Annotated in this window: 2 protein-coding genes; one reads left to right on the forward strand and one right to left on the reverse strand. The window is 64.3% G+C overall.

Translation table 11 applies throughout. The annotated features are described in order from the left end of the window. Positions 1-337: 337 nt before the first annotated feature. Entirely contained in the window at positions 338-724 is a 387-nt protein-coding gene (locus ACWDKQ_RS35895; protein ID WP_450143193.1) for a hypothetical protein, read from the reverse strand. Between the two features lie 12 nt (positions 725-736). Between ACWDKQ_RS35895 and ACWDKQ_RS35900 the strand changes: the two genes are divergently transcribed. Next, entirely contained in the window at positions 737-1,975 is a 1,239-nt protein-coding gene (locus ACWDKQ_RS35900) for a tyrosine-type recombinase/integrase (protein WP_450143194.1), read from the forward strand. Positions 1,976-2,065: the final 90 nt, after the last annotated feature.

Genomic DNA, 2,065 nt, shown 5'->3' on the forward strand with positions numbered 1-2,065 from the left:
CGACCCAGCGTCTTCGCGATGAATCGAGCCGAGCGCTCCCTGCTTAATTCTCGCGAGATGATCTCTCGCTCCTCTAACCGCAGTGGCTCGTGCCGACTCATTCACAATTCCCATCGATCGACGCTACCAAGATCCTATCTCGGCGTCGCTACGACTGTTTGACCCCGCCCCCATATTCTATCAGTATTCTATCCGGCCGGTATATACCGGCTGGTATATACCGGCTATCCGAACACTGCCTGAATCTGAACGATCGCGCAATCACCCATTCGTACCAGTGAGATTTCCCCGTTATGCACGGCCTGGCATGCTCCGATCAGCCGTAAGCGGAGTGGCTCTACGTATTGCGAACGTCGCGCTCAGTGACTGAAATAGTCGCTTGACCTGGCGATATTGCCGGACTCGTTGATTCGTTCCCGGATTCCAGCACCTGGGCAACTTCAACCGGCTGCGCCTGGCCTGCCTGGTTTTCGGCGCCGACACCGTTGAGGCGTCGATCGGTCAGGCGGCTGGCCTTCTGGACCAGTGGGGATACCGCGGACCGCTGGGCCGCAAGCACCGGCTGCGCGGCCTGTTCATCCAAGCTCTGCTGATCAACCGCAGCCCACGACTGGAAGATCTGACCACCGAGGCGTTCACGGCGCTGCGTGCCCACCCGGCCAACAGCGGGCGTTATAGCGAAATGCTGCATGCCTTGCAGCGCGCCGTCGCCGCACTCGGCCATTGCGACCCGCCCGTGCGCTCTGGCTACAACCACGCCCCCGGCATCACGGGCACCGATCCGGCCTGGGCATCATGGCTGGAACGCTGGCACGCCACGTCGACGCTGAGCCCACGGGTCCGGGCCACTGTCCGCACGATCATGGCCAAGGCCGGGCGATGGCTGGCCAGCGAATACCCTGAGATCACCGAGCCCGGGCAATGGACGAGAAAGACCTGCGCTGCCTGGGTCGCCGCCGTCGACCGCATGGCGGTTGGTGATCACGTCCAGCGTCGTGACCACCTCTGCGACCGCACCGGGAACCCGATTTCGCCGCGCACCAAGGCACACATCCTCAACGCGACCCGGACGTTCTTCCGTGACTGCCAGGAATGGGAATGGTTTCCCCGCCGATTCGACCCCGCCCGGGCATTGTCCGTGCCGCGCAGCGTCGCCGCCCTGATCGGCACCAACCCCCGCGTGATCGCCGACGATATCTGGGCAAAGCTGCTCTGGGCCGGACTGAACCTGCAGCCAACGGACCTGCCCGGCATCTCCGCTGACGCCTACTACCCGATGGAACTGATCCGCGCGATCACGCTGACCTGGCTGTTTTCCGGGCTGCGCAGCGACGAGCTCACCCGTCTACGCCTCGGCTGCATCCGCTGGCAACACCACGGGCACCCCATCCCCGGCGACACCCGCGACATCCTCGCCGCCGACGCCGTCTGCCTGCTCGACGTGCCCGTCCACAAGACCGGCACCGCCTTCACCAAGCCTGTCGATCCGATCGTCGGGCAGGCCATCGAAACCTGGCAGATCACGCGCCCCGCACAGCCCGGATGTCGCGATCGCAAGACCGGAGAGCACGTCGACCTGCTGTTCTCCGTTCGCGCTCAGCCGGTCGCCAAGGACTACATCAACCACACCATCATCCCTGCGCTCTGCACCAAAGCCGGTGTCCCGACCACGGATGTCCGAGGCAAGATCACCAGTCACCGCGCCCGATCCACGATCGCCAGCCAGCTCTACAACGCCAAGGACCCGATGACGTTGTTCGAGTTGCAGGCATGGCTCGGTCACAAAGACCCTGCCACCACCCAGCACTACGCGAAGATCACGCCGAACACGCTGTCCAAGGCCTACACCGATGCCGGCTACTTCGCCCGCAATGTCCGCACCATCGAGGTCCTGCTCGACCGCGACGCCGTCACCGCCGGCGCCGCCACCTCTGGCCAGCCCTGGCAACATTACGACCTCGGTCACGGCTACTGAGGTTTCGCAGTTTTGTGGGGGGTGTGCGGCGTGGCGGCGTGATCATGGCCTGGAGATGGGGGAAGCATCGGCGTTCCTTGTAACCGCCCG

The sequence above is a fragment of the Saccharopolyspora sp. NPDC000995 genome (genome assembly GCF_053599315.1).